18 protein-coding genes and 1 riboswitch are annotated in these 25,181 nt (G+C 65.4%); of the genes, 11 read left to right on the top strand and 7 right to left on the bottom strand.

What is annotated here, in order from left to right:
- Positions 1 to 21: 21 nt before the first annotated feature.
- On the top strand, positions 22 to 1,233 hold the full coding sequence (locus AC1DT2_RS01285; RefSeq protein WP_063570590.1) for an HlyD/EmrA/EmrK family protein: 1,212 nt from the start codon (positions 22 to 24) through the stop codon (positions 1,231 to 1,233).
- Between the two features lie 12 nt (positions 1,234 to 1,245).
- Positions 1,246 to 2,772, top strand: coding sequence for a DHA2 family efflux MFS transporter permease subunit (locus tag AC1DT2_RS01280; RefSeq protein ID WP_477293652.1), 1,527 nt, complete (start codon positions 1,246 to 1,248; stop codon positions 2,770 to 2,772).
- 174 nt (positions 2,773 to 2,946) lie between these two features.
- On the opposite strand, the gene AC1DT2_RS01275 is transcribed toward AC1DT2_RS01280, so the two are convergent.
- Positions 2,947 to 3,480, bottom strand: coding sequence for an acyloxyacyl hydrolase (locus tag AC1DT2_RS01275; protein WP_477293650.1), 534 nt, complete (start codon positions 3,478 to 3,480; stop codon positions 2,947 to 2,949).
- Between the two features lie 247 nt (positions 3,481 to 3,727).
- On the opposite strand from AC1DT2_RS01275, the gene AC1DT2_RS01270 reads away from it, so the two are divergent.
- Positions 3,728 to 6,334 carry an EAL domain-containing protein gene (locus AC1DT2_RS01270; RefSeq protein ID WP_477293648.1) on the top strand — a complete coding sequence of 869 codons (2,607 nt, stop codon included), beginning with the start codon at positions 3,728 to 3,730 and terminating at the stop codon, positions 6,332 to 6,334.
- 134 nt (positions 6,335 to 6,468) lie between these two features.
- Positions 6,469 to 7,245 (top strand): DODA-type extradiol aromatic ring-opening family dioxygenase, encoded by a 777-nt coding sequence (locus AC1DT2_RS01265; RefSeq protein WP_477293646.1) that lies wholly within the window; start codon positions 6,469 to 6,471, stop codon positions 7,243 to 7,245.
- A gap of 254 nt (positions 7,246 to 7,499) precedes the next feature.
- Here AC1DT2_RS01265 and AC1DT2_RS01260 read toward each other — a convergent pair whose 3' ends face one another.
- Positions 7,500 to 8,276, bottom strand: a complete 777-nt coding sequence (locus AC1DT2_RS01260; protein ID WP_477293644.1) for an SDR family oxidoreductase — start codon at positions 8,274 to 8,276, stop codon at positions 7,500 to 7,502.
- 110 nt (positions 8,277 to 8,386) lie between these two features.
- On the opposite strand from AC1DT2_RS01260, the gene AC1DT2_RS01255 reads away from it, so the two are divergent.
- From AC1DT2_RS01255 to AC1DT2_RS01245, 3 genes are read left to right on the top strand one after another with little or no spacing between them, the layout of a single operon-like run.
- A complete protein-coding gene (locus AC1DT2_RS01255) occupies positions 8,387 to 9,289 on the top strand; it encodes a LysR family transcriptional regulator (protein WP_477293642.1) in 903 nt (300 codons plus the stop codon).
- A 55-nt stretch (positions 9,290 to 9,344) separates the two neighbouring features.
- The gene (locus tag AC1DT2_RS01250; RefSeq protein WP_477293640.1) at positions 9,345 to 9,905 is read left to right on the top strand and encodes a DUF2239 family protein; all 561 of its coding nucleotides are present in this window, start codon (positions 9,345 to 9,347) and stop codon (positions 9,903 to 9,905) included.
- A complete protein-coding gene (locus AC1DT2_RS01245; protein WP_477293638.1) occupies positions 9,902 to 11,311 on the top strand; it encodes an MATE family efflux transporter in 1,410 nt (469 codons plus the stop codon). The genes AC1DT2_RS01250 and AC1DT2_RS01245 overlap by 4 nt, the downstream gene beginning before the upstream one ends.
- A gap of 116 nt (positions 11,312 to 11,427) precedes the next feature.
- Here AC1DT2_RS01245 and AC1DT2_RS01240 read toward each other — a convergent pair whose 3' ends face one another.
- The 5 genes from AC1DT2_RS01240 to AC1DT2_RS01220 form a co-directional block, all read right to left on the bottom strand.
- The gene (locus AC1DT2_RS01240; protein WP_477293636.1) at positions 11,428 to 14,589 is read right to left on the bottom strand and encodes an efflux RND transporter permease subunit; all 3,162 of its coding nucleotides are present in this window, start codon (positions 14,587 to 14,589) and stop codon (positions 11,428 to 11,430) included.
- A 258-nt stretch (positions 14,590 to 14,847) separates the two neighbouring features.
- The gene (locus AC1DT2_RS01235; RefSeq protein WP_477293634.1) at positions 14,848 to 16,731 is read right to left on the bottom strand and encodes a TonB-dependent receptor domain-containing protein; all 1,884 of its coding nucleotides are present in this window, start codon (positions 16,729 to 16,731) and stop codon (positions 14,848 to 14,850) included.
- 137 nt (positions 16,732 to 16,868) lie between these two features.
- Positions 16,869 to 17,104, bottom strand: a riboswitch (cobalamin riboswitch).
- A gap of 46 nt (positions 17,105 to 17,150) precedes the next feature.
- Positions 17,151 to 18,296 (bottom strand): N-acetylglucosamine-6-phosphate deacetylase, encoded by a 1,146-nt coding sequence (gene nagA / locus AC1DT2_RS01230; RefSeq protein WP_213949957.1) that lies wholly within the window; start codon positions 18,294 to 18,296, stop codon positions 17,151 to 17,153.
- A 17-nt stretch (positions 18,297 to 18,313) separates the two neighbouring features.
- Complete coding sequence (locus AC1DT2_RS01225; RefSeq protein WP_063571969.1) at positions 18,314 to 19,348, bottom strand: SIS domain-containing protein; 1,035 nt, start codon at positions 19,346 to 19,348, stop codon at positions 18,314 to 18,316.
- A gap of 15 nt (positions 19,349 to 19,363) precedes the next feature.
- Positions 19,364 to 20,116, bottom strand: coding sequence for a GntR family transcriptional regulator (locus tag AC1DT2_RS01220; protein ID WP_046969563.1), 753 nt, complete (start codon positions 20,114 to 20,116; stop codon positions 19,364 to 19,366).
- A gap of 238 nt (positions 20,117 to 20,354) precedes the next feature.
- On the opposite strand from AC1DT2_RS01220, the gene zwf reads away from it, so the two are divergent.
- From zwf to eda, 4 genes are all read left to right on the top strand, one after another.
- Entirely contained in the window at positions 20,355 to 21,827 is a 1,473-nt protein-coding gene (zwf, locus tag AC1DT2_RS01215) for a glucose-6-phosphate dehydrogenase (protein WP_063571974.1), read from the top strand.
- A complete protein-coding gene (pgl, locus tag AC1DT2_RS01210) occupies positions 21,827 to 22,528 on the top strand; it encodes a 6-phosphogluconolactonase (protein WP_213949956.1) in 702 nt (233 codons plus the stop codon). Before zwf ends, pgl begins: the two co-directional genes overlap by 1 nt.
- A 110-nt stretch (positions 22,529 to 22,638) precedes the next feature.
- Positions 22,639 to 24,450 carry a phosphogluconate dehydratase gene (gene edd, locus AC1DT2_RS01205; protein ID WP_477293630.1) on the top strand — a complete coding sequence of 604 codons (1,812 nt, stop codon included), beginning with the start codon at positions 22,639 to 22,641 and terminating at the stop codon, positions 24,448 to 24,450.
- A 19-nt stretch (positions 24,451 to 24,469) separates the two neighbouring features.
- Positions 24,470 to 25,114, top strand: coding sequence for a bifunctional 4-hydroxy-2-oxoglutarate aldolase/2-dehydro-3-deoxy-phosphogluconate aldolase (eda, locus tag AC1DT2_RS01200; RefSeq protein WP_197478285.1), 645 nt, complete (start codon positions 24,470 to 24,472; stop codon positions 25,112 to 25,114).
- Positions 25,115 to 25,181: the final 67 nt, after the last annotated feature.

The raw sequence follows: 25,181 nt of genomic DNA, 5'->3' as shown, positions 1-25,181 counted from the left end.
ATCGTACCGAGGCCGCTTCCGATGTCACAAGAAACCATTGCCCCATCCGGCGCCGTCGTTGCGCCGCCCCCGAAGAGCCGTCGCGGCTTCTTCCTCAAGTTGCTGGTTGCCGTCATCGTGCTGGCCGCGATCGGCTGGACCGTCTGGTATTTCGTGGAGGGTCGCTGGTACGAGGACACCGACGACGCTTACGTCAACGGCAACGTCGTCCAGATCACCCCGCAGATCGCCGGAACGGTCACCTCGATCGGTGCCGATGACGGCGACCTGGTGCACCAGGGCGACGTGCTGGTGAAGCTCGATCCGAGCGACGCCGAAGTCGCACTGGAGAGTGCCCGCGCCAACCTCGCCAACACGGTGCGCAAGGTGCGTGGTCTCTACAACAACGTGACCTCGTCGCAGGCCGACGTGGCCGTGCGCCAGACCGCCGTGGATCGCGCTCGCCAGGACTATAACCGTCGCCGCGATCTCGCCAAGTCCGGTGCGATCTCCGCCGAAGAACTGTCGCACGCTTCCGATACGCTGACCTCCGCCGAGAGCAGCCTGGCTTCCGCGAAGCAGGCTTACAGCAGCAACAAGGTGCTCGTCGACGATACGGTCGTCGCCTCGCACCCGGATGTCCGCGCCGCGGCCGCCAAGCTGCGTTCTGCGTACCTTGACGATGTCCGCGCCACGCTCGTCGCGCCGGTGGACGGTTACATCGCCAAGCGCACCGTGCAGGTCGGCCAGCGCGTTCAGCCGGGTGCCGCCCTGATGGCCGTCGTGCCGCTCCACGAGGTGTGGATCGATGCGAACTTCAAGGAAACCCAGCTCAACCAGATGCGCATCGGCCAGCCGGTCGACGTGACCGCGGACCTGTATGGCGGCAAGACTGTGTACAAGGCAAAGATTCGCAGCCTGGGCATCGGCAGCGGCAGCGCGTTCTCGATCCTCCCGGCGCAGAACGCGACGGGCAACTGGATCAAGATCGTCCAGCGCGTGCCGGTACGCGTGGTCTTCACCGACCCGAAGCAGCTCGAAGAGAAGCCGCTTCGCCTGGGCCTGTCGACCAAGGTGTCGGTGTCGCTGCACGATCAGAGCGGCCCGCTGCTCTCCACGCAGGCGCCGACCAAGGCCGAGTTCTCCACGCCGATCTACGACAAGCAGCTTGCCGACGCCGACAAGGACATCGCCCGCGTGATCCACGAGAACGCATCGGCGGGTGAAGGCGAACAGCAGAAGGCTCCGAAGTAAGGAGGCGGCCCAATGAGCACCGAATTTCGACCGCCCAACCTGGCGCTGTCCACGATCGGCTTATCGCTTGCGACCTTCATGCAGGTGCTCGACACGACGATCGCGAACGTGTCGCTGCCGACGATCGCGGGCAACCTGGGTGTCAGCTCCAACCAGAGCACGTGGGTCATCACCTCGTTCGCGGTCAGCAACGCCATCGCGCTGCCGCTGACCGGCTTCCTGACGCGCCGCTTCGGTGAAACGAAGCTGTTCGTCATGGCCACGCTGCTGTTCTCGATGGCCTCGTTCCTGTGCGGTATCGCGCAGAGCATGACCATGCTCATCGTCTTCCGCGCCATCCAGGGTGCGGTGGCCGGCCCGATGTATCCGATCACGCAGAGCCTGCTGATCTCGATTTATCCACCCGCCAAACGAGGCATGGCGCTCGCCCTGCTGGCGATGGTCACCGTCGTCGCGCCCATCGCGGGCCCGATCCTCGGTGGCTGGATCACGGACAACTACACCTGGCCGTGGATCTTCTTCATCAACGTGCCGATCGGCATCTTCGCCAGCTTCGTGGTGGCGAACCAGATGAAGGGACGTCCGGAGGTGACCGAGAAGCCGAAGGTGGATTACGTCGGCCTGATCACGCTGATCATCGGCGTAGGTGCGCTGCAGGTGGTGCTCGACAAGGGCAACGACGAAGACTGGTTCTCATCGCCGTTCATCGTCATCACCGCGATCATCGCCGCGATCGGCCTGGCCGTGTTCCTGATCTGGGAGCTTACGGACAAGGACCCGATCGTGAACCTGAAGCTGTTCCGGCATCGAAACTTCGCGATGGGCACGCTGTGTCTCGTGCTGGCTTACGCGGCGTTCTTCGCGATCGGACTGCTGGTGCCGCAGTGGTTGCAACGCAACGTGGGGTACACGTCGACGTGGGCGGGTCTTGCCGCGGCGCCGCTGGGTATCATCCCGGTGATCCTGACGCCCTTCGTCGGTCGATACGCGCACAAGTTCGACCTGCGTGTACTGGCCTCCGGTGCCTTCCTGGTAATGGGCGCGACGTGTTTCATGCGCTCGGAGTTCTATCTCGATATCGATTTCTACAGTGTCGCGATGGTGCAGCTCATCCAGGGCCTGGGCGTGGCCTTATTCTTCATGCCGATCCTCAGCATCCTGCTGTCCGACCTGCAGCCGCGCGAGATCGCAGCGGGCTCCGGCCTCGCCACCTTCCTGCGTACGCTGGGCGGTAGTTTCGCCGCGTCGCTGACCACGTTCCTGTGGGATCGACGGGCGATCGTCCATCACGAGCGGCTGACCGAATCGATCACGCCGTTCGACCCGACCGCACAACAGGCACTGACCACGATCGGCCACGGCGATCCGCAGTACGCGACATCGGCGTTGAACGCGATGATTACCAACCAGGGCTACCAGATCTCGTTCAACGAGGTCTTCCAGTTGCTCGGTTACGTCTTCATCGGTCTGGTGTTCATCGTCTGGCTGGCGAAGCCACCGTTCGCGGCCAAGGCCGGCCCGGCCGCGGCGGGACACTAAGACCAGGCAACCCCTTCCCTGTAGGAGCCGATTCATCGGCGATCCCGCGGCAGCGGGCCACGCTGATGCAAGCACCCATCGCCGATGAATCGGCTCCTACCAGGCGGGCAACACGAAGCACAAAAAAAGCCGGCGCTGCGAAGCGCCGGCTTTTCTCTGTCCGAGGGACAGGAATCAGAGGTCGAAGCCGATACCCACCAGAGCCATCGTCTCGCCTCGGTTCGGCTCGTGGAAGCTGCCGTTGGAGATGTGGCGGATCTGGAAGCTCACGTTCTTCATCTGCCAGCCGAGTGTGCTGACGAACTCGTAGCTGCTGGACAGCGCCTGCGTGTGGCCGCCTGCCGTGCCAGCGACCTGGAAGCTGAAGAAGAGTGGCTGGTACCAGTCGCTATCGGTGCCGTAGTGGAAGCGGGCGCCGGCGGCGCCGAGCCAGACATTGTTGGTCACACCGGGGCTGTAATCGTCGTAATGGGCGATATGGCGACCGTTTATGTAGCCGACCGAGACATCGGGTGACCACGTGAAGCGGCTCTGGCCGATCTGGTAGGCGTTGAAGAYGGACTCGAGGAAGAAGACGTTGGTGCCGTGCGTGTCCATGTAGCTGCGGCCCCCCTGGAGTTCCAGGTGGGTATCGGCAGCGGCGGGGAGGGCGACAGCGGACAGGAGTACGGCGGCGATGACGCCAAGTGTGGGGCGGGACGAGCGCATGGGGGAACTGGTCCTTGTGGTGGGACGTTTGTTAGTGAACTGGATCGTTCGGTAAATCGTGTCCATCGAACGTGAATAAAAGAGGTTACTTAAGAATATTCGTGGCGATATTGCACCCGCCTTTCGTGTGTAGCGGTATCACGCCCTGTCAGGGGTCAAGGCGGCGGCACCCCTGCCGTTACAGACGTACAGGGCCCTGCCGCCGACCAGCGGCGGGAACAGGAACGGCGTTGGGGCGCAAGGGGGCGTGACGGTGGAAGGCGCGATGGACAAGGGCGCGGCGAAACGGCGCGCCCGGCGTATCCGTCTGACCACCTGGGGCGTCTCGCTCGGCCTCACCGTGGGCCTCGTCACGCTGGTCGCCATCCTGCAGATCGACGCCTACCGCGGCATGCTTGCCAATGGGCGCCGGCAGCTTGCCGGCTCGGTCGGTGGCACGGTACGCATGGTCGACCAGGACATCGACGCCAGCCTCGGGCCGTTGCTCGCGCTGCGTAACGCGGTCAACGGCATCGCGCCCGGCCCGCTGCACATGAGCCTGGGCGAGGTGCAGGCCCGCCATCCCGAGTTGCCGACGTTAGTGGCCCTGGATGCGCAGGGCATGCTGCTTGCCAGTACCGGTGCGTCCTTGATGGACTGGCGCGACAGCCTGGCCGCTCCCCGGCGCGAGGCGCTGGGTGCCAGCGTGCGCGTCATCGTCACCGATACACACAACGGGGCGCCTTCGGCCATTCGTGTCCTGGTCGATTCGCGGGTCGGGGAGCCGGCGGCCTTCGGCACCCTGATCGACGAAGAACGCGTACGCGATGGCATGAGCCGCTCGATGATGGGCGGCAGTGCGGATATGGCGGTCTTCTCGTTGGATGGACGTCGCTTCGCGAGCAATCGCACGGACCGCGGCATGTCCTGGAGCGGCCCCGTGCCCACGCCCGGGGCGAACGGACAGCATGCCGACGACCAGAGGATCTACGCCTGGGCCGCGTCGGCTCGCTACCCGTTCGCGGTCCAGGTAAGCCTCGACCGCGCCGGTATCTTCGACGAGTGGCTCCGGCAGGCGCGCTCATCGATGCTGGCGACGTTCGCGCTCGTCCTCTTGCTCAACGCCTTCGCGGCAGCCTTCGATCGCGCCTATCGCCGACAGAGTCACCTCATCCAGGCCCTGTCGCTCAGCACCCTTCACCAGCGCGACACCGACCGCGATCTCGCGGCGAGCGAAGCGGCTTACAGGCAGCTGATGACGCGTATGCCGCTGCCGGTGATCATCGTGCGCAACGATCGTATCGAGTACGCGAACCTGCTTGCGGAGGAACGCCTCGGGCAGGACGGCGCGACACTGGTTGGCCGTCACGCCGCGGAATTCATGGACGCCGACGCACTGGAGGCGATGCGCGGGGGCGCGCCGGAAGGAACGAGCGTCAATGCCTGGCTCAACCCCGAGGATGGCATGCCCTTCGAGGCCGAACTGGCGCTTTCGGACTACCGGGACTCACGTGGGCGCGGCACCCTGGCGATCGTGCGCGACGTGACGCAGCAGCGCCGTTACGAAGAACGACTCAATCACCAGGCGACGCACGACGAGCTCACCGGCCTGCCCAATCGCCGTGCCTTGCGCGAAAAGCTGGAGCATCTGGTCCGGCAATCGCAACGTGATGGCTCCGGCGTCATGGTGCTCTTCATCGACCTGGATCATTTCAAGTTCATCAACGACGCACTCGGGCATGCACTGGGCGACCAGGTGTTGCGCGACGTGACGCTCAAACTGGGCGATGTCCTCGACGGACTCGGTCACATCGGCCGCTTCGGTGGCGACGAGTTCGTCGCGATGATCCCTTTCACGTGTTCACCGGCGCGAGCGCTCGACGTGTTGCCGCGCATCCAGTGCGCCATCGAAGAGCCATTGGAAGTCGGCGGCACGATGCAGCGACTGAAGTGCAGCATCGGCGTGGCCTTCGCCACGCGTGACGGTTCCGACGCGGACACGCTCATTCGCAATGCCGATACGGCGATGTACGACGCAAAGCGTTCGGGGCGTCACACGTGGAAGCGCTATTCCGCCGACATGCACGCTACCGCCATGGCGCGTCTGACCGTGCTCTCGCGGTTGTCCGGCGCTAACCTCGACAACGAGCTTGCGCTCGCCTGGCAGACACAGCACGCGGGCGACGACGGCCGCGTCATCGGTGTGGAAGCGCTATTGCGCTGGCCGTCCGCGCCGGGTGACCTGGGTACGCCCGACAAGCTGGTGCCCTTGCTGGAAGAGACCGGCGCCATCGTGCAGATCGGCCAGTGGGTGTTGCGCGAGGCGTGCCGGCAGCAACGACGCATCGCCGCCTTGCTGGGTCCCGGCTGCCGGATCGCCGTGAACATCTCGGCGCAGCAACTGGTACACGTCGACCTCGTGGCCGAAGTGCGCCAGGCACTGGCCGAAACGGGGGCGAGCGCTTCGTCGCTGGAGCTGGAGCTGACCGAAAGCGCCTTCATGAACGAGCCGGCACGCGCTATTCGCACGCTGCACGAGCTGCGTGCGATGGGCGTCAGCATCGCGCTGGACGACTTCGGCACGGGTTATTCGAACCTGACCTATCTGTCGCGGCTTCCGCTGGACAAGATCAAGATCGACCGGCATTTCACCAGCGCGCTGCTGCAGGACGACGTCGACGCATCGATCTGTCGTTCGATCGTCTTCCTCGCGCGCAGCCTCAACCTCGAGGTCGTCGCCGAAGGCGTCGAGACCGACCGCCAGCGGCGCTGGCTGCTCGACGAAGAGTGCACGTCGATGCAGGGCTTTTTCTTCTCGCGCCCGGTGTCCATCGATGAGCTCGGTGAGAGCGCACGCGAGGTTCGTTTGACCTGAGGCTGGCCCGCCGGCAAGCAGAGGTTGTTCCCCGGGTGCGCCAATGTGTTCTTCCCACGACGATTTATCCCCCGTGCGACACCCCCTACATTGCTAGGGGGAGGCATCCGCCTCCATGTCATCAGGTGTCCGCCATGCTCCGCGCCCCCGCCCTGTTCATCTCCCACGGTGCCCCGACCTTCGCGCTCGAGCCGGGTTTGCTCGGTCCGCGCCTGACCGACATCGGTGAGCGTCTCGCTAACGCGATGGCGATCGTCGTCGTCTCACCGCACTGGCAGACGGGCGGTATACGGGTGACCGGCGCGGCCATGCCGGGGACGATCCACGACTTCGGAGGCTTTCCGCCGCCGCTCTACACGCTTACCTATCCCTCGCCGGGCTCGCCGGGGCTGGCATGCGAGACCGCGTCGCTGTTGATCGATGCGGGTTTCGTCGCGATCGTCGACCCGGAGCGCGGTTACGACCACGGTGCATGGGTGCCGCTGCGCTATTTGCGACCGGATGCGGACGTGCCGGTGATCCAGGTGTCGATGCCACATAACCTGGACGCGGCCGGTGCACTGCGCCTGGGCAAGGCGCTGGCGCCTTTGCGTGACCGGGGCGTAGTCATCGTCGGCTCGGGCAGCCTTACGCACAACCTGTACGAGGTGCGTCGCTCGGGGGAGAACGCCGCGTACGCCAGCGAGTTCGCCGCCTGGAGCCGCAAGGCCGTTCTCGAGGGCAACACGGACGCCCTGCGCGACTACCGCCGCCTTGCGCCCAGCGCCATCCGTGCGCATCCGACCGAGGAGCACTACCTGCCACTCCTCGTCGCCGCCGGCGCCGCCGGGAGCGATGTTCCGACGGCGATCGATGGAGGCATCACGTATGGCGTCCTCTCCATGGACTCATATGCCTGGGGCCTTCATTGAGCGTTCTCACCCTCGGGGCCTGCTGGGCGATGTTTCGATGAAGCGCAACGTAGGTCTGTTGTAGGAGCCGGCTGCGCCGGCGAACCCTCACGGCTGCGATCGCGAACGAGGCCGTGCGTTGAATTGCACCGGCGTCTAACCGCTCGCCTGATGATCGCAAAGCTTCATTCGCACGCGCGACGACCTGAGGGTTCGCCGATGAATCGGCTCCTACAAAAAAACGGCAAGCCGCGTCGCCGCTGGGAAGACCCCCGTCAGATCTGCGCCTGACCGCCGTCGACGAACAACTCGATGCCGGTGATGTAGCTGGCTTCGTCTGACGCGAGGAAGGAGACGGCCTTGGCGATTTCGTCCGGGGTGCCGGTGCGGCCGAGCGGCGTGATGCTCTCGACGTAGGCGCTGTACTCGGCGATCTGCTGCTCGCTCATGCCGAGTTCCGACGTGTACGCCGGCGTGACCACGGTGCCCGGCGCGACGACATTGACGCGGATGTCGCGACCCTTCAGGTCGCTGGCCCAGGTGCGGGCGAACGAGCGCAGTGCCGCCTTCGTGGCCGCGTAAACGCCGAAGGCCGGGGCGCCCTTGATGGACACCATGGAACCGTTGAGGACGATGGCCGAGCCCGGGGTCATCAGCTCCAGCGCTTTCTGCACGGTAAACAGCGTGCCCTTCACGTTGATGCCGAAGTATTTGTCGAACTGCGCCTCGCTGATCTGGCCGAGAGGCGCGAATTCACCGCCACCTGCGTTGGCGAACAGGATGTCGAGGCGTCCGCTCTTGTCGCGAATGGTGGCGAAGATGCGATCGAGGTCGGCTGCCTTGGCGATGTCGCCCTGGATGGCGGTGACGCCGAGGGACGCGGCGGCCGTATCGAGCTCGGCCTGACGACGGCCGGTGATATAGACGGTGGCGCCTTCGCGGACGAAGCGCTCGGCCGTGGCGAGGCCGAGGCCCGAGCTGCCGCCGGTGACGAGGACGATCTTGCCGGCATGGCGAGTGGTGTGGACGTTGCTGGTGGCGAGGGTATGCATGATCTTCGGCTCCGATAACCGCGGCGCGGTCGATTCACCCAAGATGGTTATTCCCCGTTCGCGGATAAATAATGGAATCGCGATTTCATTATTCCTGCGGGGAAACAGCCATGGATCATCTTCTTGCCATCCGGGTCTTCGGCCGACTGGTGGAGACCGGTGGCTTCGGTCGCGCGGCCGACGCCCTGCGCATGCCGAAGTCCACGGTGACCAAGCTGATCCAGGGCCTCGAGGGCGAACTGGGTGTACGCCTGCTGGAGCGGACCACGCGGCGCGTGACGGTGACCGCCCAGGGAGCTGCCTACTACGAGCGTACCCGCCAATGGCTCGCGGAGCTCGACGAGTTCGAGACCACCCTGGCCGGCGGCCGCAATAACCCTGTAGGGAACCTGCGTATCGACACCGGCGGGTCGGTCGCGGCGGGCCTGATCATTCCGGCGCTGCCGGGGTTCCGGGCACGCTACCCCGGAATACGCGTGCAGCTGGGCGTGACGGATCGCACCGTGGACCTGATCAGCGAAGGCATCGACTGTGCGATCCGCAGCACGGGGGACGACCCCGCCCTGGTCACGCGCCAGATTGCCGAGCTGTCGTGGACGCTCTGCGCCACGCCGGCCTATCTCGCCCGTCGCGGCACGCCTGCGTTACCCGAAGACATCGTCCGTGACGGTCATGACGTGGTCGGCTATTTCTCCGCGCACAGCGGTCGCATGCACCCGCTGCGATTCCGTGAAGACGGGCGGACGTTCGAGATCGAGTTTACGGCTGCCGTGGAGGTCAACGAGAGCAACGCGCATACCGCGGCAGCGATTGCCGGTCTCGGACTCGTGCAGGCGCTCGGTTTCACCGTGGCGGACCACATTGCCAAGGGCGAGCTGGTCCCGGTGCTGGCGCCATGGCAGCCCGCGCCGCTCCCGGTGTATCTCGTCTATCCCCCCGACCGACGGCACAATGCGCGTCTTCGCGCCTTCATCGAGTGGATTACCGAAGAGGGTTTTACCCGGGGAGATTGACGGTTTATTTAATCCGGGTAATATGGCGGCATCGCACCCGCTTCCCGAGACACCGATGACCACCTTTATCGCCTTCGATGGCATGACGCGCCTGGCTGCGGGATCGCTCGCGGCTGTGGTCGAGCGCTGCAAGCATCTGCTCGACGCGCGCCCTGACGCCTCGCCGATCATTTACGACGACAGTACGGGCCGCCCCGTCGACATCGACTACCGCGGCACCACCCACGACGTACTGGCGCGACTGCCGGGCCACGAGCCGCCGGCCAAACGTGGGCCCGGGCGGCCGAAGCTGGGTGTCGTGGCGCGGGAAGTAACCCTTCTGCCGCGACATTGGGGCTGGCTTTCGGCTCAGCCCGGTGGCGCGTCCGTCGCCCTGCGCCGTCTGGTCGAAACCGCGAGTCGCCAGCAGGCTCCCGCGGATCGCCTGCGCCAGGCCAGCGAAGCGGTGGACCGCGTGATGATGGCGCTGGCCGGCAACCTGCCCGACTACGAGGAAGCATCGCGTGCGTTCCACCGCAGTGACCGGCTCCGCTTCGATACGCTGACCGAAGCATGGCCGCCGGATATCCGCGATTACGTACGTGTTCTCGCTGCGCGTGCGGGTGGTGAAGCATGACACTCCCGGCCAGGCGCGTTGCGCTGACCGAAGGTCCGATCGCCCGCACGCTGCTGCTCTTCTCGCTGCCGATCCTGGGCGCGAACGTGCTGCAGTCGCTGAATGCGTCGATCAATGCCATCTGGGTCGGTCACTTCCTTGGCGAGGCCGCCTTCGCCGCAACCTCCAATGCCAACCTGATCCTGTTCTTCCTTCTGGGCGTGGTCTTCGGCATCGGCATGGCCACGACGATCCTGGTCGGACAGACGGTCGGAGCGCACGACATTCCGGAAGCGCGCCGCGTGGTCGGCACGGGCCTCGGGTTCTTCGTTGCGATCTCGCTGCTGGTCGCCATCGGCGGCTTCATCGCCACGCCCGCGATGCTTCGCGCCATGGGCACGCCGCATGACGCGCAGCCCTATGCGATCGAGTACCTGCGCATCATCTTCGTCGCGCTGCCTGCGATGTACCTCTATACCTTCCTCGGAATGACGCTGCGGGGCGCGGGCGACTCACGCACGCCCTTCATCTTCATGCTGATCTCGGTGATCCTCGACATCGCGCTCAACCCACTCTTCATCTTCGGTCTCGGCCTGGTGCCGCACATGGGGATTGCCGGCTCCGCGGTGGCGACGCTCATCGCGCAGACCACCACCCTGCTCGCCCTTTTCGTCTGGCTCTACCGGAAGAAATATTTCCTGTGCATCCACCGTCACGAACTGCGTCTGCTCGTACCCGATGTCGCCATCCTCAAAAGCCTGCTGGCGAAAGGGTTGCCCATGGGCGCGCAGATGGTCGTGATCGCGTCGTCGGCCATCATCATGATGTCGCTGGTCAACCGGCACGGCTCGCAGACCACGGCGGCCTTCGGCGCTGCTTCGCAGCTGTGGACGTACATCCAGATGCCCGCACTGGCGATCGGCAGCGCGGTGTCCTCGATGGTGGCGCAGAACGTCGGTGCGAAGCGTTGGGATCGCGTCGCGGGCATCGGGCGCGCCGGTGTGCTGACCAACTTCGCACTGACCGGCACGCTGGTGCTCATCATCTACCTGTTCAACCGCGCGGCGCTGGTGCTGTTCCTGGGCAGTGACAGCTCGGCCATCGGTATCGCCCAGCACCTCAACCACATCGTGGTCTGGTCCTTCCTGCTGTTCGGCGTGACCTTCGTGATGTTCGGTGTGGTGCGCGCCACGGGTGCGGTGATGCTGCCGCTGGTCGTGCTTATCATCTCGATGTGGCTCGTGCGTTATCCCTTCGCTGCGCTGCTCGAACCGGTCATCGGTGCGGATGCGATCTGGTGGAGCTTTCCCGTCGGCTCTCTCGTCTCGCTGGTGATCACGACGGTGTACTACCGTCGTGGCAGCTGGAAAAAGGCGCACATGTTGCCCGCCACAGCACCGGTCGTGGACGCCACACCCGCGGTGTAATCCCAACGCTGTCCGTAACTTGTAGGAGCCGATTCATCGGCGGTCCCGCGGCAGCGGGCCAGGGTGAGGCGAGCACCCGATCGCCGATGAATCGGCTCCTACAACGAGCGGGATTGTCAGGCTTTGCGGATTTTCAACCAGTTCTTGTAGCGGTGCTTGAGCATGCGACGGTCCTTGCGCCGTGCCACGCGAATCTTGCGATCGTGGTTCCACAGGTAGATCGCCGGCGTGCTGAGCAAGGTCAGAAGCTGCGATACCAGCAGGCCGCCGACGATCGCGATACCGAGCGGGCGACGCATCTCCGAACCCACGCCGAAGCCGATCGCCAGCGGAAGCGCTGCGCCCATCGCCACCAGGGTGGTCATGGTGATCGGTCGGAACCGCACCAGCGCAGCCTGACGGATCGCCTCCACGGGTGACATCCCGTACTCGCGTTGCGCGACGAGCGCGAAATCGACCATCAGGATGGCGTTCTTCTTCACGATGCCGATCAACAACAGCACCGCGATGATCGTCATCAGCGTGAGCTGCTGCTGCGTGATCAGCATGGCGAGGAAGGCACCTGCGCCCGCAGCCGGCAGTGTGGAGATGATCGTCAACGGATGCCCGAGGCTCTCGTAGAGAATGCCCAGCACGATATAGACGGCGAGGATCGCCCCGATCAACAACACCATGCCATTGGATTGAGCATCTTTCAGCCGCTGGTTCGTGCCAGTGAAGTCCATGCGGATCCCCTCGGGCAGGTTGAGCTGGCGCACGGCCTCCTCGACCATGGCGTTGCCCTTGTCCGGGGCGATCTTCGGCGGAAGGTTGTAGGTGATGTCGGCCGATTCGAGCTGGTTCTGATGAGTGATCGTGGTGGGCGTCGCGACCGGGGCGATCTTTGCCAGCGCGGACAGTGGCACCATGACGCCTGTGCCGCTCTTCACGTAGGTATTCAACAGGGCGTCGGGGCTCAACGTTTGCGCCGCGGCTGCCGTGAGCACCACCCAGTACTGGTTGATATCCGAGTAGATGATCGAGACCTGACGCTGGCCGAAGGCGTTATAAAGCGCGGAATCGACCATGCCCATGCCAACCGACAGACGCCCCGCCGAATCGCGGTCCACCTGAAGCATCTGCTGCTTGCCGACCACGTCGAAGTCACTTCCGACATCCTTGAACTCGGGAATCGTGCGCATCTTGCGCACCAGCTTCATCACCCAGGGCTGGAGGTTCTCACCGCCGGTGCTGATCAGCTGGAACGAGTACTGCCCGCGGTTGCCGTTATTCCCACCGCCGCCGAGGAACTGCACGGGGCTCATGAAAACCTGGACATCGGAGAGCTTCTCGTACTGCTTACCGAGGCGCTCCATGATCTCCTTGATCGATTCCTTGCGATGGTCCGGCCCGCTGCCCTTCGGCTTGAGGTCGATGAACATCAGGCCGGAGTTGCCGACGGCCGCGCCGTCATTGCCGCTGCCGAGGATGGTGTTTACATCGGCGACCGTCGGGTCGTTCTGCATGATGTCGCCGACGCGCTTGAGCCGGCGTGACATTTCGTCTGGCGAGATGTTCGCGTCCGCGGTCACCTCGGCCTGCAGCATGCCGGTATCTTCGTCGGGCATGAAATTGCCGCCAGCGGTTTTCACCACCGCGAAGCCAAGCGCAAACGTCGCGAACAGCAGGATCAGCGGCTGCCAGCGCATCACCCGCCGATGCCGCATAGCCCAGTCGAGCGCCCGTTCGTACGTGCCGAGAAGGCCACGATCGAAGCGCTCGAGCGCACGCTCCCAGCGGCTTACCTTGCGATCGGCATCGTCGTGCTTGAGATACCTGGCGCACAACGCCGGCGTCAGGGTCAGCGAGACGACGGCCGAGATCACCACGGCGGCGGCAAGGGTCACCGAGAACTCGCGCAGCAGCTTGGTGATCATGTTGTTGCCGAACAGCAGTGGCGCGAACACGGCGATCAGCGACAGCGTGATCGAGACGACGGTGAACCCGATCTCGCGTACGCCTTCCAGCGAGGCTGGCATCGGGCCCGTTCCATTCTCCATATGACGAACGATGTTCTCGATCACCACGATCGCATCGTCCACGACGAAGCCGATGCACAGCACCAGCGCCATCAGCGACATGGTGTTGAGCGTGTAACCGAGGATCCACATCACCACGAACGCGCCAGCCAGTGACAGCGGCACGCTGAGCGTGGCGATCAGGGTGGGGCCCAGGCGACGCAGGAACACCATCATCACCAGCACCACCATCACGATACTGATGAGCAGCGCGACCTTTACCTCGTGCAGGGCCGACTGGGTGGTCTGCGTGAGGTCGAAGATCGGCGTCACCACGGCATCGGCGGGCAACGACGACTGGAAGCGCGGCAAGGCGGCGCGGATCGCCTCGGCCGTGGCGATGGAATTGGCCTCCGGCCGCTTGCTGATCTGCATGGTGACCGAGCGGTCGCCCTGGAACCACGCCGCCTGATACTGATCCTGCTCGCCGCTGGTCACCTTGGCGATGTCGGACAAGCGTACCGGTACGTTGTTGCGCACGGCGATGAGGATGTTGGCGAAATCTTCCGGCTCGCGCAGTCCGTCGTTGGCGGTCACGGTCATCTGCGTGACGCCGTCGGACAGCACACCCTGCGGGGAATTCACGTTGGCCGCGTTCAGTGCATTGGAAACGTCGTTGGCCGTCAGCTGCTTGGACGACAGCGCATTGGTATCCAGCTCGATGCGCACGGCATGCGGCGTGCCACCGAACACCTGCACGCGCGAGACGCCGTCGATCTGCTTCACACTGGGCATGATCAGCGTATTGACTACGTCGAACAGTTTGTCCGGCGGCATCGTCTTCGAAGTGAAGGCGACGAGGAGGACGGGAATCTGCCCGGTATCGAACTTGAAGTACTGCGGCGGCGAGGGCATGCCGGCCGGCAGATCGGCCGCGGCCGCGTTGATGGCCGCCTGCACGTCGCGTGCGGCAGCGTCAGTGCTGCGGTCCATGGTGAAGCGGACACGAACGAAGCCAGCCCCTTCGGAGCTGTTCGAGTACATCTGGTCGACGCCCGGAATCTGGCCGAGGTGGCGTTCCAGGGGCGCGATGATGGTCGACGCCATGGTCTGCGCGTTGGCACCCGGCATCTGGGTCTGGATGAATACCGCCGGCACCTCAATCGAGGGCAGCGCGGCCACGCCAAGCAGCATGTATGCGATCGCACCGGCAAGGGTCAGGCCCGCCGCAAGCAGCGACGTACCTCTCGGCCGGCGAATGAATGGTGCAAAAAAGTTCACGACACTTCCTGTGATCGCGGGAAGCATACCCGCGCCCGTGGACTTTATGACGGCAGCGCGACGGTGTCGCGTGTGCCTTTAGTGGGGGCCCTGCCGGAAGGCAGGGGTGTCGCGTTCATTTATATCGAGGCAAAACATAGGGAATCGCCGCTGAAGCGGCTCCCACACAGAGCCTGGCACCTTCCATCACAAGGCTTGGCACCTTCCATGGTCAGGCAGGTCTCATGTGGGAGCCGATTTATCGGCGATGGGGGTGACTCAACGCGCCGGCGAATACCGCACGGTCAGGTAATAGGTCCGCCCCAGCTGGTTGTAATACGCCGCGGTCTCATAGCGACGATCGAACGCATTGGCCAGGCGACCCTGGACGCTCCAGTCGCTATCCACGTGCCAGGTGGCACGAACATCCGCCGTCGCGTAGCCGCCCAGGCGTGTCGTATTCGCGGCATCGTCGTAGCTGTAACCGGCGGAGTAGACCGAGCCACCGACGGTGAAGGCGCCGAGATCGCGGTCCACGTCCACGCGGGCCGTACGCTTGGGACGGCGTGCCAGGAGGTTGTTGTACTCGTCACCGCTGTCACGGTCCTTCGGCTGCTGCAGGGTGGCGTAGCCACGCAGGTGCCAGCCGTCCACGTCCGCGCCCAGCTGTCCTTCAACGCCACGGATGCGTGCCTTGCTGACATTGATCGGCAGGAAGTTCGCATCGAAGCCGATCAGGTCGTTCACCCGCGTCTGGTAGGCGTTCACCGCCCAGTTCCAGATGCCCGGGCGGGCCGACAGGCCGATCTCGGCCGTGCGCGACTTCTCCGGGCTCAGGTTCACCGGCGCGCCGTACGGGTAGTACTCGTCGTTGAAGGTCGGCGCGTGGAACGCGGTGCCGTAGGAGGCGGTGACCTTCATGCCGTTGTCGAAGCGGAAGCCGTACGCGGCCTGGCCGGTGGTGTGGTTGCCGAACTGGTTGTTGTGGTCGTGACGTGCCGACAGCTGGATCTCATTGGCGCCGAAGATGCCCTGGTACAGCGCGAACACGCCGGTGTTCTCGCGCGTGTCCTTCAGGTAATCCGTGTCGCTCTTCAGCTTCTCCTGCTGGAAGTCCACGCCGACGCTGAGCGTCTGGCCCGGAGCGAGCGTGAAATCGTTCTGCCAGGAGGCCTGGTTGCGCTTGGAGTACAGGTAACCCACGCGCGCCTTGTCGACGCCGTAGTTCACGAAGTCCAGGGTCTTGTCGGCGCCGTTGAGGTAGTTGTCGGCGCGGTCCTGGTTCTGGCCCAGGCTGATCGACATGCGCCAGTTCTCCAGCGCGTTGAACGCGAGCTTGGTGCCGGCGACCTGCTGCGAGCGGCGGGTCAGGTTCTGGAAGTCACCGTCGTATTCGATGTCGCCCTTGCTACGCAGCCAGCTGCCGGTGAGCTCCGTACCGTCGTCCCAGCGGTAGCCGCCGGAGAGCGCGCCGTTATAGGTGCGGTAGGCGTCATGGTCGGGTTCGTCGGTGAAGCAGCCTTTGAAGGCCTCGCCCGCACCGACACGGCAGGCATTGATGCCCGAGGTGTACTGGCCGCCGAGGCTGGCGTTGTACCAGCTGTGCTGCGTGCCACCGGACAGGCCGAACTGGCCGTCGGTGTAGCCGTGGCTGCCACCGGTGACCGACACCGAAGGCGTGGGCGCTTCGCCGGCCTGGCCGTGGCGGGTGAAGATCTGGATGACGCCACCGATGGCGTCCGAGCCATACAGGCTCGACTGCGGGCCGCGAACGATCTCGATGTGGTCGATCTGGTCCACCGGCAGCTGCTCGTAGGCCGGGATGCCGGCACCGACCGTGCCGACGCGCACACCGTCCAATAGGACCAGGGTGTGCGAGGAGTTGGTGCCGCGCATGAACAACGATGTCTGCTGGCCGATGCCACCGGTGTTCGCCATGACGATGCCCGGCAGGCCGGTGAGCAGGTCCTGCACGCTGACCGGCTGCAGGCGCTCGATGTCCTCGCGGGTGATCAGCGTGACCGGGGCGAGCACTTCGTCGAGCGGCGTGGCCGCACGGTTGGCCGTGACCACCACCGGATCGAGCTTCTCGGCGGGAGCGTCGGCCGCGTGGGTGGCGGCGATGGACGACAGCAGGGCCATCGCGAGCAGGGTCTTCTTCATGGAGCCGTTTCCTTAGTGCGTCGCTAAAGGCGAAACGGAGGACAAACGGCGAACGGCATGCGGGCACGGATCGACCCGGAACGCTGTCCGGATCCGCCCTCCGCGAATCGCCCAACATAAAACGCCCCGCGAGTGTCGCGAGGCGAATGCRTCGGGCCGGTCTCCGGACTCGCGTCAGCCACCTGCCGTGGCGGAACCCGGCGCCTTCCCGCTTTCGCAGTGGCGTATGGCCGGTTTCCGTAAAGACCTTCAGGCCTTCCTGTCGCTTACCGTTGCGGGGGCAGTGCCGGAATAGTCGCGAGGCGACGCACCGGCTTCCCGTTTCATCCCACCAGCGACCGCCGGCCGGGACACCCGAACGGCGCCACTCTAGCGGGCCGCCGGGTTCATGTCACGCGGATTTAACAAACGTGACGGTGTCAGCCGACGACGCGGACGCCACCGATCCAGGTCTCGACGACCTCGTGGTTGTGGTCCATCACGACCAGGTCGGCACGGTAGCCGGCGGCGATGTGGCCGTGGGTGGCGCCGAGGCCGAGGAAGGCGGCCGGGTAGGTCGAGGCCATGCGGGCGGCTTCGTCATAAGGCACGCCGACCATGTTGATCGTGTTGCGTACGGCCGTGGCCATGTCCAGCGCGGAGCCGGCCAGGGTGCCGTCGGCGGTCTGGCAGACACCGTCCTTCACCGTGATCGTCTCGCCCTTCAGCACGAAGGTCGGGTCGTCGGAGCCGACCGGCGGCATGGCATCGGTCACCAGCATCATCTTCTCGCGCGCCTTCGCCGCGATGGCGACACGCAAGGAAGCCGGATGCACGTGGTGGCCGTCGACAATCAGGCCGCACCAGCTGGCGGGATCCTCGAGTGCGGCGCCGACCACACCAGGTTCGCGGCTGGTGAACGGGGTCATGGCGTTGAACAGGTGCGTGAAGCCGCGAATGCCAGTGGCCAGCGCGTTACGCGTGGTGTCGTAGTCGGCGGCGGTGTGGCCGGCAGCGACGATGACGCCGTTGGCGACCAGCTCCTGCAGCACGGCGGCGCTGGCGCGTTCCGGTGCGAGGGTGAGCAGAGTCACGCCGCCGTGGCGGCGCGCGACCATCGCCACGTCACTCGCATCGGCGATGCGGAACTTGGCCGGATCGTGCACGCCCTTGCGTTCGGGCGCGATGAACGGGCCTTCGAGATGGATGCCGAGCACGCCGGGCACGCCCTGGGCCACGGCTTCGTTCACGGCGTCGATAGCCTTCGCCATGACGTCGACATCGTCGCTGATGAGGGTGGGCAGGAAGCCGGTCGTGCCGAACTTCGCATGCGCCTCGCCGATCCTGCGGATCGCATCGACGGTGGGTACGTCGTTGAACAGCACGCCACCGCCGCCGTTGACCTGGCAGTCGATAAAGCCGGGTAGCAGGGTGCGGCCACCGAGATCGTGGCGTTCCGCCGCGCGCACGCGCGGATCGGATGGCAGCGCGAGACCGGTGATTTTTCCGTCGTCGATGAGGACGGCAAAGCCACCCTGGAATCCGTTATCGGTAAGGACGCGGCCGTTGACGAGGGCGAGGGTCATACGAGGAACTCCATGAATCAGACGGTTTCCGTCACCTTGTTCAGGTGCGGCGGGACGTCGGGATTGAAGCCACGGCGCAGTGCGAGGGCGGCGGTGGCGCGATAGAAGCTCTGCACGGTGACCAGCACCGCGGCGATGGGTGCCGTGGCGACGAGCGGGAGGATGTCGTCACCCGTGGCACCCGGCGCGGCTACCCACACCTTGGCACCGCGCTTGCGGAACTCGGCGGCGACCTCGAGCACGCCGGGCAGGGTGTCGTCGTTCTGCGCGAAGAACAGCACCGGAAAATGGGGGCCAACCAGGGCCATCGGGCCGTGCTTCACCTCGGCCGCGCTGAAGGCTTCGGCATGCAGCCCACAGGTTTCCTTGAACTTGAGCGCGGCCTCGAGCGCACCGGCGAAACCAAAACCACGACCGACGACGAACAGGTTGTGCGCATCCACCAGCCCGTCGGTGAGTGCCGACCAGTCGGCGTTCCAACCGTGACGAAGCTGGGCGGGCAGCGCGGTGATCGCATCGGCGATCTCGGGCTTGCCGCTCCACCGGGCGGCGATGTGCAGGATGGCGAACAGCGCGCCGAGATAACTCTTGGTCGCGGCGACGCTGGTTTCCGGTCCGGCGTGCAGGGGCACGACGACGTCGGCGACATCGGCAAGCGGCGAATCCACCACGTTGACCAGCGCGACCACGTAGGCACCCGCCTTTTTCGCGGCCTCGGCATTGCGGACCAGGTCGGGGCTCTTGCCGGACTGCGAGACGGCCACATAGAGCGCGCCGTCGAGGCGCTGCGCCGCGTGGTAAATCGAGGTGACCGACGGCGAGGCCGACGCGGTGACGACGCCGAGCTGGGTTTCAAACACGTACTTGGCGTACATGGCCGCGTGATCCGAGCTGCCACGTGCGCAGGTGATGACCATGCGCGGCGGTGTGGCGCGCAGGCGCTCGGCGAGCGCCCCGATCACGGCTTCGTTGTTGGCAAGTTGCCGCTCGACGACCTCGGCGGTCTCGTGCGCTTCGCGGAACATCAGGGTGTCTTGCGGCTGGATCGTCATGGTCTGGTTGGCTCGTTAGTCGCTTTGCAGTTCGGCGACGAAGTCATAGATGTCCCCGCGGTACCAGGAACAGGTGAATTCGACGATCCGGCCGTCGTCGAGAAAGCTGCGGCGTTCGATGCTGAGTCCCGCGCTGCCGGCGCTCAGGCGCAGCAGTCGCGTCTGCGCGGGGCCGAGCACGACGGCACGCAGGCGTTGCAAGGCACGAAGCGGGCGGTTGCCCAGCTTGTCCAGGGCCTCGTAGAGCGAATCCTCGACCAGGTTCGGGTCGGGCAGGAGCGACAACGGCACAGCGCTGCGCTCGATGGCCAGCGGTTCGTCGCCGGCATAGCGCAGGCGATGCAGGCGGACCACCTGGGTGCCCGGCGACAGGTTCATCGCCATGGATTCCTCGGGGGTGACTTCGCCGATCGCCCGTTCGAAGAACTCGGAGCGCGGGTTGAGGCCGCGCGCACGCAGGTCCTCGGTGAAGCTGGTCATCCGCGAGAGCGGCTTGACGATACGTTCGGAGACGAAGGTGCCGGCGCCGTGGCGCTGGGTGAGCAGGCCGTCCTCGACCAGGCCACCGATGGCCTTGCGTACGGTGACCCGGGACAGGGTGAGGGCCCTGGCGAGATCACGTTCGCTGGGCAGTGCATGGCCGACCTGCACCTCGCCGTTCTCGATCACGTTGCGAATAGCCCGACGCAGGCGCATGTACGCCAGCGGCAGCCGGGCGGCCGGGTCGTGCTGCAGGCGCTGGTATTCGGCGACGAGGGCGATTTCCATTTCCTGAAGATACCAATACCCGACCACTGGGGCAAGCGCGTGCAAGTTCGTCCATACCACCGGAGGATTCAAACAGTCGTTTGCACGATCCAAATGGGCGCTGGAAACGTTTCCGTTGGGTAATCGTGCCGCCAATGGCGGCGAAACGCCGCGGCGATTGGTACGGGGCTGGTATGACCTGGTATGTCACTGGTACGATCCGGTGGCATCTTCCCTCGACGTTGAACAGGCCACTGTCGTGAGCGCACAACTCCTGCCGATCGAGCCGTTCGATCTGGTCATTTTCGGCGGCACCGGCGACCTCGCCGTCCGCAAGCTCCTCCCCGCCATGTACCACCGGTTCGTCGACGGCCAGATCCAGCCGAGCAGCCGGATCATCGGTGTCGCCCGCGAAGGTCTCGACGACGCCGGGTATCGTGAGCAGGTCCGCGTCGCCATCGAGAAAGGCGTGGCCCACGTGGCCAAGGCCCAGCTCGACGCCTTCATCGCGATGATCGGCTACCGCTCGCTGGACGCCCGCAAGGCCGACGGCTGGGACGAGTTCTCGGCCCTCATGGCCGCGCAGCCGACGCATATCCGCGTGTTCTATCTCTCGACCGCGCCGGACATCTTCACCGACATCTGCCAGCGACTCGGCTCGTTGGGCCTCAACGGCGAACGCTCGCGCGTGGTGCTGGAAAAGCCGATCGGCCGCGACCTGCAGAGCGCCAACGCGATCAACGACGCGGTCGCCGGCTACTTCACCGAATCGCAGACCTACCGCATCGATCATTACCTCGGTAAGGAGACGGTGCAGAACCTGCTGGCGCTGCGCTTCGGCAACGCGCTGTTCGAGCCGCTGTGGAATGCCCAGCACATCGACCACGTGCAGATCACCGTCGCCGAAACCGTGGGCGTCGGCCATCGCGCCGGCTACTACGACCGTGCCGGTGCCCTGCGCGACATGGTCCAGAACCATATCCTGCAGCTGTTGTGCATGCTCGCCATGGAGCCGCCGTCGTCGCTGGAGCCGGATGCCGTGCGCGACGAGAAGCTCAAGGTGCTGCGGTCGCTGCGTCCGATCGATGCGAGCAACGCTGGCCTACTCACCGTGCGCGGCCAGTACCGTGCCGGCGCGGCCGAAGGCCAGAGCGTCCCGGGTTACCTGGACGAACTGGGCAGCGACCAGTCCAAGACCGAAACCTTCGTCGCCCTCAAGGCGGAGATCGGTAACTGGCGCTGGGCTGGTGTGCCGTTCTACCTGCGCACCGGCAAGCGCCTTCCCAGTCGCGTTTCGGAAATCGTGGTGACGTTCCGTGCGCTGCCGCATTCCATCTTCGATCCCGCCAATGGTCCGCTGCTGCCGAATCGCCTGACGCTGCGTCTGCAGCCGGACGAAGGCGTGAAGCTGTGGCTGACCATCAAGCATCCGGGTCCGGGTGGCCTGCGCCTGCGTCACGTGCCGCTCGACATGAGCTTCGCGGCGGCGTTCGGCATCCAGCAACCGGATGCCTACGAGCGCCTGATCCTCGACGTGGTGCGCGGCAACCCGACCCTGTTCATGCGTCGCGACGAAGTCGAGGCCGCATGGAACTGGGCCGGTCCCATCCTCCAGGCGTGGGAAGGCGGCGGCGAGACGCCGAAGCCGTACACCGCGGGTACCTGGGGTCCGAGCGCCGCCGTGGCGCTCATCGAACGTGATGGCCGTACCTGGGCCGAGGACGCTGCCTGATGAACGCAAAAGTGAACCGCCATGAATTCGCCGATCGCCTGACCCTCGGCGACACGCTGGCCAAAGATATCGCGAGCAAGCTCGATGCCGCCGTCAAGGCACGCGGCAAAGCCAGTCTCGCCGTCAGCGGCGGCAGCACGCCGAAGCTGATGTTCGCCGTGCTGGCCGAGCAGGAAATCGACTGGTCCAAGGTCACGATCACCCTGGTCGACGAGCGCTGGGTGGATGAAGACAACGAGCGCTCCAACGCGCGCCTCGTCAAGAAAACGCTGATCGCGCACGAAGCACACGTCGCCGGTTTCCAGCCGCTGTTCGACAAGGCGCATGCGGACGATGTCGACGCCGCGCTCGCGGGCGTCGGCGCAAAGGTCGACGCACTCGGCAAGCCGTTCGACGTCGTCGTGCTCGGCATGGGTCCGGATGGTCATACCGCTTCGTTCTTCCCCGGCGGCGACCATCTCGCCCAGGCGCTCGACCTCGACGGCAAGCAGAGCGTCCTGTCGATGCGCGCCGACGGTGCCGGTGAGCCGCGCATCACGCTCAGCCTGCCCCGTGTACTCGATACGCGCGCGCTCTACCTGCACATCGAAGGCAACGACAAGAAAGAGATCCTCGGCAAGGCGCTTGCCGGCGAAGATTTCCCGATCGCCGCGGTGCTCAAGCAGGACCGTGTCGCCGTCGACGTGTACTGGTCGCCCTGAGCCTGCTTTTTACCTGAGCTTTGCAAGCCATCGTGCCGCGCGGGATACGCGCGGCCCGGGTCGCCCCGGCGGGGGCCGGCGACCCCACTACGTAGCCACGCGGGACTGCCATGAACATCCACCCTATCCTCGCCGAGGTAACTCAGCGAATCGTCGAGCGTAGCCACGCCTCGCGCGCCGCCTTCCTCACGAAGATCGAAGGCGCACGCGGCAAAGGTGCGAAGCGACATCACCTCTCGTGCGGCAACCTTGCCCACGGTTTCGCCGCCTGCGGCGAGAACGACAAGGATGCACTGCGCAACGGCCACGCCGCGAATATCGCCATCGTGACGTCGTATAACGACATGCTCTCCGCGCACCAGCCGTACGAAAGCTATCCGGAGCGCATTCGCGCCACCGCGCGCACGTTCGGCGCCACGGCGCAGGTCGCCGGTGGCGTGCCGGCCATGTGCGACGGCGTGACGCAGGGACGGCCCGGCATGGAGCTGTCGCTGTTCTCGCGCGACCTCATCGCCATGGCCACCGCCGTCTCGCTCTCGCACGACATGTACGAGGGCGCGCTCTACCTGGGTATCTGCGACAAGATCGTACCGGGCATGCTGATCGGCGCACTGAGCTTCGGTCATCTCGCCAGCGCCTTCGTGCCTTCGGGTCCGATGCCGTCGGGCATTCCGAATGAAGAGAAGTCGAAGGTCCGCCAGGCGTTCGCCATGGGTAAGGCATCGCGCGCCGAACTGCTCGATGCGGAAGCCCGTTCGTATCATGGCGCCGGCACCTGCACGTTCTACGGCACAGCCAACTCCAATCAGATGCTGATGGAGATCATGGGTCTGCATATTCCAGGTGCCAGCTTCGAGGCACCAGACACACCGCTGCGCGAGGCACTCACGGCGGCGGCTGTCGAGCGCGTGCTCGCCACGGACTGCCTCGGCGACCATTACATGCCGATCGGCCGCATTATCGACGAGCGTGCCATCGTAAACGGCGTGGTCGGCCTGCATGCGACCGGCGGCTCGACCAATCACCTGCTGCATCTGGTCGCCATCGCGCGTGCCGCGGGCATCGAGCTGCGCTGGGACGATTTCGACGCCCTCTCGGCGGTCGTACCCCTATTGGCGCGCGTGTATCCGAACGGCTACGCCGACGTGAATCACTTCCATGAAGCCGGCGGCATGGCTTTCCTGATGGACCAGTTGCTCGACGGTGGCCTGCTGCACGGCGACGTCAACACCATCATGGGGCATGGTCTGGAAGCCTATCGACACGTGCCGCGGCTCGAGGGCAATGCGCTCGCCTGGGAACGCGTCTCCAAGGAGAGCGGCAACCGCGGCGTGCTTCGATCGATCAGCGAACCGTTCCGCCTCGACGGCGGGCTGCGCATGCTGTCGGGCAACGTCGGCCGTGCCGTGATAAAGGTTTCATCCGTGCCCGACGACCGCATGATCGTCGAAGCCCCGGCGATCGTCTTCGACGAACAGGACGATGTGAAAGCGGCTTTCGACCGCGGCGAACTCAATCGCGACTTCATCGCCGTCGTGCGTTTTCAGGGCCCGCGTGCACGCGGCATGCCGGAGCTGCACAAGCTCACGCCGACGTTGAGCCTGCTGCAGGACCGTGGCCACCGCGTCGCCCTGCTCACCGACGGCCGCATGTCCGGCGCCTCGGGTCGCGTGCCGGCGGCTATCCACGTGACCCCGGAAGCCGAAGCCGGCGGCCCCATCGCGCGCATTCGCACGGGCGACCTCGTGCGTCTGGATGCCGTGTCCGGCACGATCGAAGTACTGGTCGATGCCGACGAATGGAATGCGCGCATTCCCGATAACGTCGACCTTGCCATGCACCACACGGGCATGGGTCGTGAGCTTTTCGCCATGTTCCGCCAGTCCGCCGTCACGGCCGATCTCGGTGCGGGCGTCTTTTGATTTTCCGGAGCAGTACCTGATGAGCAACGAAGCCAAGCAGCAACTCGTCGAATCCACCCTGCGTCTCGCGCCGGTGGTTCCCGTGGTGATCATCGAAGACGCCTCGAAGGCCGTCGGCATGGCGCGTGCGCTGGTCGCCGGTGGCATTCCCTCGATCGAAGTCACGTTGCGCACAGCGGCTGCGCTGGATGCCGTGCGTGCGATCGCCGCGGAAGTCGAAGGTGCCTTTGTCGGCGTCGGCACCGTACTGACCGCGCGCGATCTCGAAGCCGCCTATAAAGCCGGTGCGAAGTTCGCCGTCTCGCCGGGCAGCTCGCCGCGGCTGCTCGACGCCGCCGCCGACCACGACCTGCCCCTGCTGCCCGGCGCCGCGACCTCCAGCGAGGCGATGAACCTGCTCGAGCGCGGTTACCGTTTCCAGAAGTTCTTTCCGGCTGTACCGGCCGGCGGCAGCAAGCTGATCGGCGCCTGGGCCAGCCCACTGCCGCAGATCACCTTCTGCCCGACCGGTGGTATCAGCCTCGCTAACGCGGGCGAATTTCTCGCGTTGCCGAACGTGGTTTGCGTGGGTGGTTCGTGGCTGACGCCGGCGCATCTGCTGGCCGCGGGTGATTTTGCGGCGATCGAGAAGCTGGCGCGCGAGGCGTCGCAGCTGGGTCGTTGAGCCTGTCGCGTGGGTGAAAGGCATCGCCGCTGAAGCGGCTCCCACACAAAGCGAGCCGCTCTTGTGG

The organism is Luteibacter sp. P4_E6 (assembly GCF_056401535.1).
Note: the sequence above shows the minus strand (reverse complement) of the source record. Positions and strands in the feature narration are given on the sequence as shown.

Coding starts and splice junctions, on each gene's coding strand:
- AC1DT2_RS01250 (WP_477293640.1), top strand. CDS start 9,345: ATGACCACCTTTATCGCCTTCGATGGCATGACGCGCCTGGCTGCGGGA.
- AC1DT2_RS01235 (WP_477293634.1), bottom strand. CDS start 16,731: ATGAAGAAGACCCTGCTCGCGATGGCCCTGCTGTCGTCCATCGCCGCC.
- AC1DT2_RS01220 (WP_046969563.1), bottom strand. CDS start 20,116: ATGGAAATCGCCCTCGTCGCCGAATACCAGCGCCTGCAGCACGACCCG.
- AC1DT2_RS01225 (WP_063571969.1), bottom strand. CDS start 19,348: ATGACGATCCAGCCGCAAGACACCCTGATGTTCCGCGAAGCGCACGAG.
- nagA (WP_213949957.1), bottom strand. CDS start 18,296: ATGACCCTCGCCCTCGTCAACGGCCGCGTCCTTACCGATAACGGATTC.
- AC1DT2_RS01245 (WP_477293638.1), top strand. CDS start 9,902: ATGACACTCCCGGCCAGGCGCGTTGCGCTGACCGAAGGTCCGATCGCC.
- AC1DT2_RS01280 (WP_477293652.1), top strand. CDS start 1,246: ATGAGCACCGAATTTCGACCGCCCAACCTGGCGCTGTCCACGATCGGC.
- eda (WP_197478285.1), top strand. CDS start 24,470: ATGAGCAACGAAGCCAAGCAGCAACTCGTCGAATCCACCCTGCGTCTC.
- AC1DT2_RS01260 (WP_477293644.1), bottom strand. CDS start 8,276: ATGCATACCCTCGCCACCAGCAACGTCCACACCACTCGCCATGCCGGC.
- AC1DT2_RS01285 (WP_063570590.1), top strand. CDS start 22: ATGTCACAAGAAACCATTGCCCCATCCGGCGCCGTCGTTGCGCCGCCC.
- AC1DT2_RS01255 (WP_477293642.1), top strand. CDS start 8,387: ATGGATCATCTTCTTGCCATCCGGGTCTTCGGCCGACTGGTGGAGACC.
- AC1DT2_RS01265 (WP_477293646.1), top strand. CDS start 6,469: ATGCTCCGCGCCCCCGCCCTGTTCATCTCCCACGGTGCCCCGACCTTC.
- edd (WP_477293630.1), top strand. CDS start 22,639: ATGAACATCCACCCTATCCTCGCCGAGGTAACTCAGCGAATCGTCGAG.
- pgl (WP_213949956.1), top strand. CDS start 21,827: ATGAACGCAAAAGTGAACCGCCATGAATTCGCCGATCGCCTGACCCTC.